12 protein-coding genes are annotated in these 14,185 nt (G+C 69.8%); 11 read left to right on the top strand and 1 reads right to left on the bottom strand.

What is annotated here, in order from left to right; translation table 11 throughout:
* Positions 1-230 precede the first annotated feature (230 nt).
* From KY572_RS32660 to KY572_RS32610, 11 genes are all read left to right on the top strand, one after another.
* A complete protein-coding gene (locus KY572_RS32660; RefSeq protein WP_224247564.1) occupies positions 231-1,766 on the top strand; it encodes an oligosaccharide flippase family protein in 1,536 nt (511 codons plus the stop codon).
* A gap of 15 nt (positions 1,767-1,781) precedes the next feature.
* Positions 1,782-2,414 carry a polysaccharide biosynthesis/export family protein gene (locus KY572_RS32655; protein ID WP_224247563.1) on the top strand — a complete coding sequence of 211 codons (633 nt, stop codon included), beginning with the start codon at positions 1,782-1,784 and terminating at the stop codon, positions 2,412-2,414.
* Positions 2,415-2,417: 3 nt separating this feature from the next.
* Positions 2,418-3,626: a hypothetical protein gene (locus KY572_RS32650; RefSeq protein WP_224247562.1), complete on the top strand. Its 1,209-nt coding sequence runs from the start codon at positions 2,418-2,420 to the stop codon at positions 3,624-3,626.
* A gap of 12 nt (positions 3,627-3,638) precedes the next feature.
* On the top strand, positions 3,639-3,812 hold the full coding sequence (locus tag KY572_RS32645; protein WP_224247561.1) for a hypothetical protein: 174 nt from the start codon (positions 3,639-3,641) through the stop codon (positions 3,810-3,812).
* Positions 3,813-3,837: 25 nt separating this feature from the next.
* The gene (locus KY572_RS32640; protein WP_224247560.1) at positions 3,838-4,263 is read left to right on the top strand and encodes a response regulator; all 426 of its coding nucleotides are present in this window, start codon (positions 3,838-3,840) and stop codon (positions 4,261-4,263) included.
* Positions 4,247-5,740, top strand: a complete 1,494-nt coding sequence (locus KY572_RS32635) for a GumC family protein (protein WP_224247559.1) — start codon at positions 4,247-4,249, stop codon at positions 5,738-5,740. The genes KY572_RS32640 and KY572_RS32635 overlap by 17 nt, the downstream gene beginning before the upstream one ends.
* Positions 5,741-5,774: 34 nt before the next feature.
* Positions 5,775-6,965 (top strand): exopolysaccharide biosynthesis GT2 family glycosyltransferase EpsU, encoded by a 1,191-nt coding sequence (epsU, locus tag KY572_RS32630; RefSeq protein WP_224247570.1) that lies wholly within the window; start codon positions 5,775-5,777, stop codon positions 6,963-6,965.
* A 35-nt stretch (positions 6,966-7,000) separates the two neighbouring features.
* Positions 7,001-8,551: an exopolysaccharide repeat unit polymerase gene (gene wzy / locus KY572_RS32625; RefSeq protein ID WP_224247558.1), complete on the top strand. Its 1,551-nt coding sequence runs from the start codon at positions 7,001-7,003 to the stop codon at positions 8,549-8,551.
* Positions 8,552-8,670: 119 nt separating this feature from the next.
* A complete protein-coding gene (locus KY572_RS32620; RefSeq protein ID WP_224247557.1) occupies positions 8,671-9,288 on the top strand; it encodes a hypothetical protein in 618 nt (205 codons plus the stop codon).
* The gene (epsD, locus tag KY572_RS32615) at positions 9,285-10,388 is read left to right on the top strand and encodes an exopolysaccharide biosynthesis glycosyltransferase EpsD (RefSeq protein ID WP_224247556.1); all 1,104 of its coding nucleotides are present in this window, start codon (positions 9,285-9,287) and stop codon (positions 10,386-10,388) included. Before KY572_RS32620 ends, epsD begins: the two co-directional genes overlap by 4 nt.
* Positions 10,389-10,456: 68 nt before the next feature.
* Positions 10,457-13,129 (top strand): glycoside hydrolase family 44 protein, encoded by a 2,673-nt coding sequence (locus KY572_RS32610; protein ID WP_224247555.1) that lies wholly within the window; start codon positions 10,457-10,459, stop codon positions 13,127-13,129.
* Here KY572_RS32610 and KY572_RS32605 read toward each other — a convergent pair.
* Complete coding sequence (locus KY572_RS32605) at positions 13,044-14,165, bottom strand: acyltransferase family protein (protein ID WP_224247569.1); 1,122 nt, start codon at positions 14,163-14,165, stop codon at positions 13,044-13,046. The two genes, KY572_RS32610 and KY572_RS32605, sit on opposite strands and share 86 nt — an antisense overlap.
* Positions 14,166-14,185 lie beyond the last annotated feature (20 nt).

Genomic DNA, 14,185 nt, shown 5'->3' with positions numbered 1-14,185 from the left:
GCAGTACATCGACAACTGGACCCTGCTGACGGACCTGGGGCTCATCCTGAAGACGGTGCCCGTGGTCATCACCGGCAACGGCGCCAGCTGAGGAGTCCAGCCGGCCCGCCCTCCTGGGTAGGGGGGGCGCCAGCCCGGCGGCTCGGTTCGGAGGCGGGGAGGCTGCCCGCGAATTGACGCGGGTGGAGGGCTGTCGTTCACTGGCCTGGATCCCCATCGCCGTCGAGCCCATGTCCACGCAGACCCCAGATCCGAGCGCCGCGGCGTCTCCCCCGGCTCCGCAGCCCGCGGCGCTGGACGTGACGACGTCCATGCGAAACGCCGTGAAGCTGGGCGGCTCGCTGATGGTGACGTACGGCATCGCGCTGGCGGTGCGCCTGCTGCTGCCGCGCGTGCTGGGGCCGGAGGCCTTCGGTCAGTTCAACTGGGCCTCGGAGGGCTTCACCGCCGTCTTCTTCGTGCTCGCCGGCCTGGGGCTGGAGGTCTACATCCGCAAGGAGGTGGCCCTGCGGCCCCAGCACGCCAGCGAGTTCTTCGGCGGCACGCTGCTGCTGCAGGTGCTGATGGCGGTGGCGCTGCTGGGGGTGATGCAGGGGCTGATGCACGTGGAGGGCAAGCCGGACCCCCTGCGGCTCCTGGTGCTGCTGCTGGGCGTGTACCAGCTCTTCTTCCGGTGCAACGGGACGCTGGCGGCGGTGCTGCACGCGCGCGAGAAGGTGGACGGGCTCTCGGTGGCCAACATCGCCACCAAGTGCGTGTGGGGCGGCGGCCAGCTGCTGGTGCTCGCGCTGGGGCTGCCGCTGCCGTGGCTGGGCGTGCCCATCCTGGCCTCGGAGGTGGTGCGGGCGGTGGTGCTCTTCCGGCTCTCGCGCCGGCACACGGGGCTGGAGCTCCGGCTGGACGCGAAGGGCACTCGCGAGGCGATGAAGGGCGCGCTGCCCTTCTTCCTCAACGAGGCGGCGCTGGCGGCCAACGGCCCCATGGGCATCTTCCTGCTGGGCTTCCTGACGAACACCACGGAGGTGGGCTGGTACGGCGCCGGGTGGAACCTGGCGGGCATGACGCTGATGGCGGCGCCGGTGCTCACCTGGGTGCTGATGCCGCTGCTGGCGCGCGCCGCCGCCCAGTCCCAGGACGAGCTGTTCCGCCTGGCCCGCCGCACGCTGGAGGCGGTGTCCGCCTTCTCCATTCCGCTCGCGCTGGCCATGGCGCTGGGCGCCGACGTGTGGATCCACCTGGTGTACGGCGACCGGTTCGCGCCGGCTGCGGCGGTGCTGCGGCTGCAGGCGCCCATCCTCGCGCTCACCTACGTGGCCATGGTGTGCGCCGCGGTGCTGACGGCGCTGGGCAAGGGCTGGTGGGTGACGCGCACCTCGGTGGTGTCCATGGTGCTCAACTCGCTCATCAACCTGACGCTGGCGCGCCCCTTCCTGGCGTGGTTCGGCCCGGTGGGCGGCGCGTGCGCCTCCGCGCTGGGGCTGCTCGTCTGCGAGACGGTGGCTGTCACCTTGCTGGTGAGCGCCGTGGGCCGGCGCGCCTTCGACAGGCAGAGCGTCACGCGGCTCGTGAAGACACTCGTCATCTGCGCCGTGGTGACGGCCGTGCACCTGGCGCTCGCGGGCCTGGGTCCGCTGCGGCTGGTGGTGGGCGCCAGCCTCTACATCGTCCTCGTGTTCGTGACCGGCGCGGTGCGCCTGGAAGAGCTGCAAGGCCTGCTGCGCGTGGTGCGCCGGCGGCGCGCGCCCGTCCAGGCCTCCGCCGCGTGAGCTGGAGCTGAACTCATGATGCGTCGTGTGAACTCCTCTCCCTTCCGACTCCTCCGCCGAGCCCTGCCGGCCGTGCTGCTGGCGCTGGCCGCCTGCTACGCCCCGGGCCGCTTCGTCTGGGTGGATGACTACCGGGATCCGCCCTCGCTGCAGGACGAGGGCTACATCATCCGCAAGGGGGACCGGCTCTTCATCAAGGTGTGGAACCAGAACGAGCTGACGACGGAGAACGCGCTGGTCCGCGAGGACGGGCGCATCACGCTGCCGCTGGTGAACGACGTGGACGCCGCGGGGCTCACGCCGCCAGTGCTCGCCCGCCGCATCGAGGAGCTGCTCAAGCCGCTGGTGAGCAACCCCACCGTCACCGTGCGGGTGACGGAGCCCAAGAAGGTCCAGGTGGCCGTGCTGGGCGAGGTGAAGGGCCCGGGCATGAAGGAGCTGGAGCCCGGCTCCGGCGTGCTGCAGGCGCTGGCCCAGGCGGGCGGCTTCACGGACTACGCGCAGCTGGACGGCATCTACGTGCTGCGGCGCCAGCCGGACAACCCCACGCCCATGCGCATCCGCTTCGACTACGAGGCCGTCAGCCGCACCGAGGGCAAGGGGGCCGCGTTCGTCCTGAGGACCGGGGACGTGGTGGTGGTGGAGTAGCCCATGGCGATGCTCCCCGCGCTGGTGACGAGCATGGTGCTGGCGAGCACGCCGGCGCTCCGCTACTCGTCCGAGTTCCGCGCGGAGACCTTCCTGCGCACGCCCAACCTCACCGAGCGCGAGGACCGGCGCGTCATCGAGGACGTGGTGCTCACGCCCCGAGGCCAGGTCATCCTCTACACGCCGCGCATGGAGCTGAAGGCCATCCTCGAGCCGCAGCTGCTCATCCGCCGCACCGTCACCCAGCCCACGACGGAGGTGCTCACCTTCCTCTTCCTGCGCGGCGAGTTCCAGGCCACCCGCGGCCTGAAGCTGTGGGCCATGGAGTCGCTGACCTATGGCTACTTCCCGTTCGAGGACTTCCGCGTCCCGGCGAACAACACCGAGGGAGACCCCCGCTACCTGGACGCCAGCAAGTACGCGTACTCGGAGAGCATGGTGGGCTTCGACTTCACCGGCCTGCGCCGCACGTACATCGGTGTCGCGGGCGGCCTCGTCTACAACGGTCTGTTGGATCCGCCCACCGTCCCTCGCCCGACCTCCGACCGCGTGACGCCCGCGCAGGTGAGCCCGGAGCTTCGCGCGCAGGCCTTCCACTCGGTGACGCGTCGCCTGGTCCTCGGCGGGGAAGTCTACGCGCGGGATGTGAGCTTCTCCACGGATGGGCACCTGTCCGTGGTCCAGGCGACACCGCTGGCGCAGTACCAGTTCACCCCGCTGATCAACGGCCGGCTGCAGTTGGGCGCCGCGGTGGGGGAGAGCCGCCCGCAGAAGGTGTTCCCGGACCCGCTGCCGGACGAGAGCATCCTCATGCCCATCGGCGAGGCCTCGCTCCAGACGCCCGTCCCCGTGGGCTACCACTGGCCGGTGAAGGCCAGGCTGGCGGTGCGCTACACCTCCTTCGTGAATGCCTACAGCACCGCCTTCTTCCCGCGCGTGGAGGGCAGCTTCGCCCTCCAGTGGAAGGGGCGCCGCAAGGCCCAGCTCGACCTGGAGTTGTCCGTTGCACAGGCGATGACGGACGGCGTCCACGAACGAGATGGGGATGAACGGGTCTCCCTGAAATTCCAGTGGCCGCTCACTCGCTCTTCGGCCGTGGTGGCGTCCGGACGACTCTTGAGGTTGAGAGAATTTCTGATCGAGAACGACCCCATCTATAAGTGGTTCATGGGCGTTGGATTGGTGATCCGACAGGAGAATGGTAGGCTTTAATCCCACCAGGCCATGAAGAAGTTCCTGCTGCTGTCCGTGCTGTACGCGATGATTCTGCTGCCGAGCCTGGCGGCGCGTGAGCGTCACCCGGTCCGCGGCGTCAAGAAGGCCATCCTGATGATGGTCATCTTCAACCTTTGTTACGCGTTTGCCGTGCTCGTCATCTGGCCGCGACTCGACGACTGACTTGGAGAGGACCCGGAACGCATCCATGGATGTCTCGCAACGCACGGTCCTGGTGGTGGAGGACTCGCCTCTTTTCCGAAAGATGGTGAGCGAGTTCCTGCACGCCCTGGGCGTCACGCGCATCCAGGAGGCTTCCAACGGGCGCTCCGCGCTCGAGCAGCTGGCGCACAGCCGGCCGGACCTGGTGTGCCTGGACCTGACGCTGCCGGACGTGTCCGGCTACGACGTCTGCGAATACATCCGGGGGCAGCCGGAGCTGGCGGGGCTGCCGGTGTTGATGATCAGCGCGCGAGGGACGTTGCTGGACCGCGCGCAGGCCGAAGAGGTGGGAGCGGATGGGTATCTGACCAAGCCGTTCACCCAGGAAGAGTTCGTGCAGCAGGTGCTGCGTTTGCTGGCGAGGGCGGCCGAGGCCACCTCGGGAGGTAAGAGCGATGTCCGCACCTCATGAGCTGCCCGAGGCGGAGCGCGAGCAGGCGCGGATCTTCGACTGGGAGCAGATCCGCGACTACCTGGGCTACGTGCGCCACGCGGTGCGCCGCCACAAGTTCCTGGTGCTGGGCACCTTCCTGGTGACGGCGACGCTGGCCATCGCGGTGGCCAAGCTCTTGCCGCGCACCTGGTACGCGGAGAGCAAGCTGCTGCCGCGTCGCACGGCGAACACCATCATCCCCGGCCTGGTGAACCCCGAGCGCGCCAACATCCTCAACCCGGATCCGCCCAACCCCATGCGGCCGGTGAACGACGTGGACGGGCCGACGAAGGCCGCCGCGGAGGCCGTGCTGCGCCAGGACAACCTGGTCAAGCTCGTGAAGGACCTGAACCTGCTGGACCGGTGGGAGGCCACGCGCCCGCCGCTCTTGCGCTTCAAGGACTCGGTGATGCGCATGCTCACCGCGCCGCCGGACGAGGACGCGCGGATGGACGGCATGGTGGGCACGCTGGAGAAGCGCATCAGCGTGAACACCAACGACGGCAAGGTGGCCATCGGCGTGGAGTGGGGAGACCCGCAGCTGGCCTACGAGCTGGTGGAGGCCGCCCAGCAGAGCTTCCTGGACAAGAGCAAGGAAGAGGAGCTCAGCAGCATCAAGGACGCCATCGCCATCCTCCAGGAGCACGAGCAGCAGGCGGGGGTGGCGGTGAAGGAGGCCTACGACGACTTCGCGCAGACCTTCTCGGAAATCATGCTGGAGCGCCGCCGCGCGGTGGGAGACCCCCGGCTGCTGCCGCGCTTCGGCTCCACGGACCAGGAGCTGGCGCAGCTGCGCTTCGCCATCCGCACCAAGCGCCGCGCCATCGCGGACGCGCAGGTGCAGCACAACCAGCGCCTGACGGAGATGCAGGACGAGCTGGCGCAGAAGCGGGAGATGTACGCGCCGGACCACCCGACGGTGGTGCAGCTGGAGACGCAGGTGGCGGCGCTGCGCCAGGGCTCGCAGCAGGTGAAGGCGCTGCAGGAGGACGAGAAGCAGCTGCTGGCCGAGTACGGCGACCTGGGCGGCAAGTCCATGCCGTTCCCGGACGAGCCGGTGCCGGACCCGTACGGCCTGGAGCGGGTGCTGATGGGGCTGCTGCCGGCGGTGTCGGAGAACCCGAGCGCGGCGGTGGCGCTGGACCGGCTGCGCAGCCGGCTGAGCGCGCAGCAGCAGATCCTCAAGCGCATCGACTCGGCGAAGCTGGAGCTGGACATCGCCTCCAAGTCCTTCAAGTACCGCTTCACGGTGCTCACGCCGGCCGAGTTCCCGCGCAAGCCCATCAAGCCCAACGCGCTGGTCATCGCCCTGGGCGGCATCTTCGCCGGGATGCTGCTGGGCGTGTTCGCGGCGCTGGCGAAGGACGTGCTCAGCGGGCGGGTGCTGGAGAGCTGGCAGGTGGAGCGGGGGCTGGGCGTGCCCGTGCTGGCGGAGCTGGACCGAGGCTCGGGGTGAGCGTCATGGCCTCCTGGCTTGGAGTGATGCCGTGATGTGGGCGGATATCCTGTTGCTGGTGCTGTCGGTGCCGGTGGTGCTGGCGTGCGGCTATTTGTTGCTCTTGACGGTGCTGTCGGCGGACATGCCGGCGCCGGCCCGCGTCCCGCCGCGCCTGAAGTTCGACATCATCGTCCCGGCGCACAATGAAGAGGGCGGCATCGCCGGCACGGTGAAGAACCTGTCCGCCCTGGACTACCCGGCGGCGCTGCGGCGCATCCTGGTGGTGGCGGACAACTGCTCGGACGCCACGGCGGAGCGGGCGCGCGAGGCGGGCGCCACGGTGCTGGTGCGCCACGACACGGAGAAGCGCGGCAAGGGCTTCGCGCTGGCGTACGCCTTCGAGCACAGCTTGAAGGAGGGCTTCGCCGACGCGGTGGTGGTGGTGGACGCGGACACGCACGTGTCGCCGCACCTCTTGCACTCCTTCGGGCTGCGGCTGGAGGCGGGCGCGCAGGCCATCCAGGCGCACTACGGCGTGCTCAACCCGCATGCCTCGTGGCGCACGCGGCTGATGGCCATCGCCCTGGCGCTGTTCCACAAGGTGCGCTCGCTGGGCCGCGAGCGGCTGGGCGTCTCGTGCGGCCTGCGCGGCAACGGCATGTGCTTCAGCCACCGCGTCATCCGCGAGGTGCCGCACGACGCGTTCTCCATCGTGGAGGACCTGGAGTATGGCATCCGCCTGGGCCGCGCCGGCTACCGCGTGCACTACGCGTGGGAGGCCGAGGTGCTGGGGGAGATGGTGTCCTCCGAGAAGGCCGCCCGCTCGCAGCGCCGCCGCTGGGAGGGCGGACGCTGGGCGATGACGAAGCAGTTCGGCGTGCCGCTGCTGGGCGAGGCCCTGGACAAGCGCGACGACGTGCTGCTCGACCTGGCCATGGACCTGCTGGTGCCGCCCTTGAGCTACGTGGTGCTGGGCGCCGTCGCGGTCGCGGCGGCCGCGGCGGGGCTCTCCGTGTGGCAGGGGCAGGTGGCGCTCAGCGCCTGGGCGGGGGCGTTCTGCGTGGTGAGCCTGGGCCTGTACGTGCTGCGCGGCTGGTGGGTGTCGGGCATGGGCCTGCGCGGGCTGCTGGACCTGATGCGGGCGCCCTTCTACGTGGCGTGGAAGGTGTGGCTGATGGTGGCGGGCCCTCGAGACAAGAAGGGGGAGTGGGTGCGGACCACCCGCGAGGCGCGCAAGCCCTGAGCGCGCGCCCGGGCTCGGCACCCTGAGGAAAGACGATGGAAGCCTTCCTCTCCCGCACACCTGTCTTCCTCACGCTGCTGGCCGGCGTGATGCTGGCGACGCTGGGGCTGCTCGTCCTCTTCCCGGCCGTGGCGCTGCTGCCCATGGTGGGGGCCATCCTGCTCTGGGTGCTGGCCAAGGTGCCGGTGCGCTACCCCGTCCTCACGCTGCTGGCCCTGCTGCTCATCGTGGACTGCGCGGTGGAGGTGCCGTACTCGGGGCACTGGAACTCGCCCGTCTCCTTCATCGGCCGGCTGCTCTTCATCAACCTCAACGTCGTCACCGGCGTGCCGGGCCTGGGCTTCACGCTCATCGACCTGTCGGTGTTCGGGCTCATCTTCCTCTACATCTACCGGCAGGCGGTGGGCCTGAAGATCGACGAGCGGATGACGCCGCTGCCCCGCCCGCTCGTCATGGCGCTGCTGCTGATCCTGGTGACGATCAGCTGGATGTACGTCTGGGGCGTGCTGCGCGGGGGCGACGCGCGCCCGGCGAAGTGGCAGCTCCAGAAGCTGCTGCTGATGCCGATGTTCGTGTTCCTCCTCACCGTGTCCATCCGCGGGCCGGAGGACTTCCGCCTGCTGGCGCGCATCGTCATCGCCGCCGCCTTCACCAAGGCCTTCCTGGGCGCCTTCTTCATCGTCTTCATCGCCCGGCCCCGGGGGCTCTACACCGAGTACGCCACCACGCACTCGGACACGATGATCTACGTCACCGGGCTGGCCATCGCCTTGACGCAATGGACGGAGGAGCCCACCTGGAAGAACTTCCGGCGCATGCTGCTGGTCTGCGGCGTCATCCTCATGGGGATGAACTACAACGATCGCCGCCTGGCGTACGCCAGCTTTGATCAGGCCCTGATCGCCATGTTCCTGATCAGCCCGTGGACGCGCGTGAAGCGCTACGTGACGCGCGCGGGCCTCGCCCTGTCGCCGTTCATCCTCGCCTATATCGTCATCGGCTGGGCCAACCCGGTGGGCATTTTCTCGCCTGTGAACACGATCAAGTCGATGATCGTCGGCGAGCACAACGACACCGGTGTGATGGACTACCGCGACGTGGAGAACTTCAACCTCATTTCCACCTGGCAGCGAAACCCGCTGCTGGGCACCGGCTACGGGCACGGCTTCGAAGAGGTGATGAAACTCGCGGACATCTCGCACCTCTTCGAGGACTACCTCTACCACCCGCACAACTCCGTGCTGGGCCTGCTCGCCTTCGGTGGGGTGGTGGGCTTTACAGGGGTGTGGCTGTTTGTAGCGCTCACCGTCTACTTCGCCGTGCGCTCCTACCACCGCACCCGCCATCCCCACTGGCGCGCGGCGGCGCTCGTCGTCGTCGCCATCGTCTTCGCCTACATCAACCAGTGCTTCGGAGACATGGGCATCACCAGCTGGTACGCGATGATCCTCATGGCCCTGGCCGTCACCATCGCAGGCAAGCTGGCGACCGTCACCCGAGCCTGGGGCCCGCAGCGTTCACCTGCCCCCACTCAGGGTGCGCCTCTGCTGGAATCGTCGGTGCAAGACGGAGGTGAGCGCACATGAGCCGCAAAGGAGCGCGTTCAGCACGAGCGGAACGGCGGCGACTGTCTGTTCACTCGCATGATCCTGCCCTGGAAGCACCCCTGGGCAGCAGCCCGAAAATGAGTAGACTGGATCCGTCTATGTACGAGCCGACTGACAATTCCGGAGGCAGCGGGCCTCCCCGGGGAGGCGACGCCAACGCCGCCAAGCCGGGGGCAGGGCGTCCGCGTCCGTGGTCCGTCGTGCGCGGCACGCCGACGCCGGTGCCCATCGCGCCGGAAGAGCCCGTACACAACGAAGTCATCCCCGCTCCCGCGGAGCCGATTCCCACCGAGCTGCTCCACCTGTGGACGCTGCTCACCCAGCGCGAGAAGTGGAACTCGCTGGTGGTGGTGCCCGCGCAGCCGGGCGCCTCGGGCCTCATGGCCGCGCGCGCCATCGTCGAGGTGGGCAGCCAGTATCGCGAGCGCGCCATCCGCCTCATCGACGCCGAGGGGCTGCCTCCCGGGGCCGCCTCGCGTCTGGTGCGTGACATGAAGGCGCACGTCGAGCAGGGCGGCATGGTGGTCGTCTGCATCGACTCGGTGCTCTCCAACCCGGTGGGCGTCGAGGTGGCGATGGCCACCGAGCGCGCGCTGCTGTGCGTGCCGCTGGGCTCCACGCAGTTCTCCGCGGCTCGCCACACGCTGGAGCTGATCGGCAAGGCGCGCTTCCTGGGCAGCGTGACGCTGCAGCAACGGGTGGGGAGCAAGAAGTGAGCGACTCCCCCTCGGCGGGCTCCAATGCCCCGCCGCGGAGCGAAGCACAGCGGCCTCGGGTGAGCGTGGTGATGGCCACGTACAACCGGCTGGCTCTGCTCCCGCGGCTGCTCCAACAGCTCGCGCGCCAGACGCTGCCCCCCAGCGACTACGAAGTCGTCGTCGTGGATGACGGCTCCAAGGAGCCGGCGCAGGGGCCCCTGGAGGCGCTGGCGAAACAGCTCCCGTACACGCTGCGCGTGGAGACGCAGAAGAACGCGGGCGCGGCGGCGGCGCGGCACCGGGGCGTGCTGGCCGCGCGTGGCGACGTGGTCATCATCACCGATGACGACATGCAGGTGCCGGAGGACTTCATCCAGCGGCACCTGGAGCAGCACCCGCCGGGCTCTCGCAACGTGGTGCTGGGGCGCATCGATCCGGATCCGGCCCTCGAGGAGATGCCGCTCTTCGAGCGCTGGTACGCGTACCTGCACGAGCGGCTGGCGCGCCGGCTCCACGAGCAGGGCGCCCACGGGTGGAACCTCTACACGGGCAACGTCTCGTTCCGCCGCGAGGACTACGTGGCGGTGGGCGGGTTCGACTCGAGCCTGAAGCAGTCCGAGGACATCGAGCTGGGCATCCGGCTGGAGAAGGCGGGCTGCCAGGTGCGCTTCTGCAACGACTCGTACGTGCTGCACGGCTCGGACCACACCAGCTTCGAGAAGTGGCTGGCGCGGGCGCACCGCTACGGCATCATGGACTCGCGGCTGTCCGACAGGCACTCGGACGTGCCGCAGGTGGATCCGTGGCGGATGCTCTTCGAGATGAACGCGCTGGCGCGGCCGCTGCTGGCCACGGCGGTGGCGCTGCCCGGGCCGACCCGGCCGGTGACGGACGCGCTGATGGGCGCGGCGAAGCTGGCCGACAGGCTGGGGCTCGAGCAGGTGGCCTTCAAGAGCACCTCGGTGGCCTACACCATGGAGTACCTGCGCGGGGCGAGGGCGGAGGCGGGCTCGTGGCGGGAAGTGGCCCGGCGCATCGCGCGTTACCGGCAGGCGTCCTCGCGGGGCGGTGCGGAGCCCCGGCGGAGCGCGGAGAAGGACTCGAGCGGAGAGCCATGAGACACGGGACCGGAGGGCGCCGAGGACAGGGCCTGACCGGAAGCAGCAGGGCGGGCCGAGGGCCACGGGTGGCCTTGCTGGCCACCTGCGCCATGCTGGTCGCGTGTGAGAGCCAGAACGGTGGAGCGCGCGCCGCGCCGCCGGGCCCCTCCAAGCCCTCCACGCCCAGGGCGAGCCTCACGGTGGACCTGTCGCAGGTCGTCTACGACGACGGCCTCAAGCCGGGCTGGGAGGACGCCGGCTGGTCCGAGCGCGAGGTGAAGGGCACCGGGCCGGCGAAGGTGGTGATGGCGGAGCTGGGCGGGTGGATGCTCAAGCACACCACGCCCGTGCGCGGCACGTTCGGCGGGCTGGCGCTGCGCTACAAGGCGCCCTCCGGCTTCGGCGAGTTCCTGGAAGTCCGGCTGGACTCCGAGGGCAAGACGGCGTTCCCGCGCGTGCGGGTGGCCTCCAAGCACGTCGTCGGGCAGGACGGCGACTGGGTGCAGCTGCTCATCCCCATGGCCGAGCTGAACCCGGACATGAGGACGTTCGATCGCATCGTCCTCCGGGCGCACAAGAAGGTGGGCTCGGACTGGGTGGAGGTGGACAGGCTCGGGCTGACGGCGCCCGGGGCGCAGCTGGTGGAGTCCGAGACGGGCGCGGTCTCCCTGGCGCTGGTGGAGACGGCGTGGCAGGGCGGCCTCAAGGCGGGCTGGGAGGCCAGCGGCTGGACCGAGCGCGAGGTGGAGGGCGAGGGGCCCGCGAAGGTGATGATGGCGGACCTGGGCGGCTGGTCGCTGCGCCGGCTGCAGCCGCTGGAGGGCCGCTTCGCGGGGCTGGCGTTCCGCTACAAGGCGCCGTCCGAGTATGGCGAGTTCCTGGAGGTGCGGCTGGACTCCGGGGACAAGACGGTGTTCCCGCGGGTGCGTATCGAGGGCAAGCACCGGGTGAACCGCCAGGAGGACTGGGTGCAGGTGCTGGTGCCCTGGGCGGAGCTCAACCCGAGGGGGCAGCCGTTCGACCGCGTCATCATGCGCGCGCACAAGCGCGTGGGCACCGAGTGGGTGCAGCTGGAGTCGCTCGGCTTCACGGGCTCGGACGCGGCGGTGGTGGGCGCGCCCGCGGCGGGCATGGTGCGCGCGCCGGTGGGGCCGCCCAAGCCGGCGAGCCTGGCCGTGGACTGCACGGCGCCCGGCCACTTCATCAGCCCGCGAATCTACGGCATCGCCTTCGACGCGCTGAAGGAGCACAAGGGCACGGACCAGTGGGAGCTGGGCGCCACGGTGCGCCGCTGGGGTGGCAACCCCACCACCCGCTACAACTGGAAGCTGAACGCGTGGAACACGGCCAACGACTGGTTCTTCCGCAACACCTCGCCGGGGGACAACGCGCAGTTCACCTATGACGACTTCCTCATGGCCAACCGCGCCCACGGGCTCGAGTCCGCGCTCACCGTGCCGTTGATTGGCTGGGTGGCCAAGGACACGAGCTCGGTGAGCTTCCCGTCCACGAAGTTCGGCCTGCAGGAGAAGATGGATCCGGACGTGAAGGAGGCGGGCAACGGCCGCACGCCCACGGGCCGCGAGCTGGCGCCGCCGCCGCCCACGCAGACGAGCCTCCCCGCGCCGCCCGAGTACGTGGCCGAGTGGGTGCGCACCATCCGCAACAAGGACATGAAGCGCGGGCGCAGCGTGCACATGTACCTGCTCGACAACGAGCCCATGCTGTGGAACTCCACGCACCGGGACGTGCACCCGGAGCCCACCACCTACGACGAGCTGCTGGAGCGCACGCTCTCCTATGGCGCGGCGGTGCGGCAGGCCGACCCGGAGGCCGTCATCGCCGGGCCGACGGAGTGGGGCTGGACGGGGTACTTCCGCTCGGCGGCGGACGTGGCGAAGGGCGCCTCGCCGGACGCGGACCGCAAGGCCCACGGCAACGTGCCGCTCCTGCCCTGGTACCTGCGCAAGCTGCGCGAGCACGAGAAGAAGACGGGGGTGCGCATCCTCGACGTGCTGGACGTGCACTTCTACCCGCAGGCGGACGGCGTCTCCCCGGACAAGGGCGAGAAGACGGACCCGGAGACGAACGCGCTGCGCATCCGCTCCACGCGCGCGCTGTGGGACGCGAACTACAAGGACGAGTCGTGGATCGGCGAGCCGGTGCGGCTCATCCCCCGGCTCAAGAAGATGGTGGAGGAGAACTACCCGGGGCGGGGCATCGCCATCGGCGAGTACAACTTCGGCGCCGCGCGGCACATGAGCGGCGGGCTGGCGCAGGCCGAGGCGCTGGGCCGCTTCGCCGAGGGCGGCGTCACCGCGGCCTTCTACTTCACCTACCCGCCGACGCGCAGCCCCGCGTGGTGGGCGTTCCGGGCCTACCGCAACTTCGACGGGCAGGGCGGCGGCTTCCAGAACATCTACCTGCCCTCCAGCGCGCAGGAGGGCACCTCGCTGTTCGCCTCGCGCAGCGACGATGGGCGGCGCCTGGTGGCCATCGCGCTCAACCTGGAGCCGGACGCGGCGCGCAACGCGCGGGTGGACCTCAAGGGCTGCGGCATGCTGAAGGGCGCGCGGGTGATGACGTACATCGGCGAGACGAGCGGCTTCTCCGAGCAGCCCGCCGCCGCGGTGAGCGCGGGCATCCTGGAGACGCAGCTGCCGCCCTACTCCATCACGGTGCTGGACTTGACGCTGGAGCCGTCGAAGGCACCTGGGAAGCCTCCGCAGGCGAAGGGCCGGCGGCCAGACGCTCCTTGAGGCGCAGGAAGCGGCTCTCGAAGTAGCGGTAGCTCAGCCCCGCCATCACCACCGTCAGGGCCATCGTCAGCGGGAACCAGACGGCGAAGCCCTGGCCCGGCACCGCGCGGCGCACCACGTTGAAGGCCAGCATGTGCATCAGGTAGATGCCGTAGCTGATCATCCCCAGGTAGCGCACCGGCGCCAGCGTGAGCACGGGCATGAGCAGGTGGTCCGTGCGCAGGCAGGCGGAGACCACCAGCGCCGTCATCAGCACCGAGGAGAGCCAGTAGGGCGTGCCATCGGTGCCCACCGCGAGCAGCACGAGGGCGCACAGCAGCGGCGGGGCCCACGAGGGGCCGAGCACGCGGTACATCCACGCGAAGCCCTGGGGCGAGTGGGCGGCATAGGCCGCCAGGCACCCCATGCAGATGGGCGGCGCGAAGCTGGCCATGATGCGCACCGAGAGCAGCGAGTCATCCAGCCGCCCCGTCTCCACGGCCCACGGCGCCCACAGGGAGATGACGAGCAGGCCCGCCATGAAGAGCACCGCGCCCCAGCGGTGGGCCAGGCGCATGATGCCGGGCCACAGCAGGTAGAACTGCTCCTCGGTGGCCAGCGACCAGGCGAAGTAGAAGATGATGCGCTTGTCCGGCACCAGCGGGACGAACCAGTTGGACGTGTACGTGAGGAACGCCGGCAGGTTGCCGAAGAACTCATCCCGCTCCACGCCCTTCTCGAGCACGAACGTGAGCACCACGTACGTGCCGAGCATCGCGTAGTAGAGCGGGAAGATGCGCAGCGAGCGCCGGCCGTAGAAGCGGCCCAGCGAGATGAAGCCGTGCGTGTCCCGCTCGCGCAACAGCAGCGAGGTGATGAGGAAGCCGCTGATGGCGAAGAAGAGCGAGACGCCCAGGTAGCCTCGTCCCAGGAAGCCCGAGTGCATGCCCGAGACGTGGTAGGCCACCACCAGGACGATGCTCAGGCAGCGCAGCCCATCGAGCCCGGGGAAGATTCGGGTGCGCAGGAACTCCTCATGGGCGCGGGCGGTATCCATCTGGGGCAAGGAACGCGCAC

The sequence above is a fragment of the Hyalangium gracile genome (genome assembly GCF_020103725.1).
Taxonomy (GTDB): Bacteria; Myxococcota; Myxococcia; order Myxococcales; family Myxococcaceae; genus Hyalangium; species Hyalangium gracile.
This window is presented reverse-complemented; position numbering and strand designations above follow the sequence as displayed.